This window comes from Acidovorax sp. HMWF018 (assembly GCF_003061035.1).
Lineage (GTDB): Bacteria > Pseudomonadota > Gammaproteobacteria > Burkholderiales > Burkholderiaceae_C > Acidovorax > Acidovorax delafieldii.
The window spans coordinates 1-1,491 of the sequence record NZ_QAIM01000541.1; the positions used below are offsets into that span (position 1 = coordinate 1).

Sequence of the window (1,491 nt, forward strand, 5' to 3'; positions counted from 1 at the left end):
GGCATGGTGCCGGCAAAACGGATGGCCTGGCGCTGGCGGTATTCCTCCACACGCTCGGGGGGCCAATAGGGTGCCGACATGCTCAGGCCCAGCAGCTCCTGCGGGCTGAAGCCCACCATCTCGCAGAAGGCCGGGTTGACGTAGGTGATGCGCCCCTCCAGGTCGCGCGCGCGCAGCCCGGTCACCAGCGAGTCCTCCATCGCCTTGCGAAAGGCCAGCGCATCGGCCAGGTCGCGCTCGGCGCGCAGGCGGCGCCGGTTGTCGCGCACCAGCACCACCATCACCGTCACCAGCGCAATCGACATGGCCGTCACCAGGGCCGTCAGCACATTGGGAAACAGGCTGGGAGCGCTGTGCCAGCTGTCCATGCGCAGCACCAGCGTGCTGCCCGGCAAGTCCAACAGGTGCTGCGCCGAAAACATGCGCGACCCCCGGCGCGCCGCGCCCAGCACCGCCAGCCGGGTGCCGTCGGCCTCGGTGAAGGAGGCTTCCTGGCTGCGCGTGAGGTTGTGCCCCACCAGATTCGCCAGGATGTCCTGCAGCGCATAGGTCGCGACGAGATACCCCAGGGTGCGGCCGCTGGCCGACAGCGGAACACACAGCTCCATCATCTCCGAGCCCAGGCCGTCGCCATGGGGCTGGAAGTAGCTGCTGGAATACGCCGGTCCCCCCAGGCGACGCGCGTTGGCGCAGGCAATGGTGAGGTCCGACTGGCCGCTGTCACGCAGCCGCATGTCCCAGGCCACCGGGCGGTAGGGCGACTGCACGTGGGTACGCATGCGCAGGTTGGCATCGCGCAGTTCGATGCGCACCAACTCGCGCCGGTTGCGCAGCAGGTCGGACGCCTCGACCTCCCAGGCGAGGTGGCTCGGGTTGTCGCTGGGCAGGGCCTGCAGGCTCTGCAGGTTGTGCGTCAACGCCGTGCGGATGTCAGACACCGCATCGGCCGTGTCGCGCTCCAGGCGCGTCTGCACCTGGCTGGCTTCGTACCGCCCGGCCAGCCACACCATGGTGGCCAGCATGGACACCACGAGCAGCACCAGCGCAGTCCACAACGACCAGCGCCTCCAGGCGCCGCGCCAGCGCTGCAGCAGGGTGCGTTTGACGGGGGTGGGTTTCACAGCACGCGGTGGGTCAATGCGGGCAGCTGAGCGCGCACGGCACTCAGGCGCTGCGCGTCCAACTCGCCGGCCACCACGCCAGCCCCCTGATCGCGCTGCGCGAGGATGCTGCCCCAGGGGTCCACCAGCATGCTGTGGCCCCAGGTGTGGCGACCGTTGGCGTGCACCCCGCCTTGGGCAGGGGCCAGCACATAGGCCAGATTTTCCACCGCGCGGGCACGCAGCAACACCTCCCAGTGCGCCTGGCCCGTGGTGTGCGTGAAGGCGCTGGGCACCAGCAGCAGGTCGGCTCCCGCTCGGGCATGCGCGCGGTACAACTCCGGAAAGCGCAGGTCGTAACACACGGACAGCCCCACGCGCCAGCGCTGAC

The 1,491-nt window shown here is 69.8% G+C and carries 2 protein-coding genes; both read right to left on the bottom strand.

Annotated elements, in window-relative coordinates; all coding sequences use genetic code 11:
- Positions 1–1,121, bottom strand: a 1,121-nt coding sequence (locus DBR23_RS22935; protein WP_233250688.1) for a PAS domain S-box protein, incomplete at its 3' end; no start/stop codon positions are given.
- On the bottom strand, positions 1,118–1,491 hold a 374-nt coding region (locus DBR23_RS22940), incomplete at its 5' end, for a nitrilase-related carbon-nitrogen hydrolase (protein WP_304466234.1). The genes DBR23_RS22940 and DBR23_RS22935, both read right to left, overlap by 4 nt.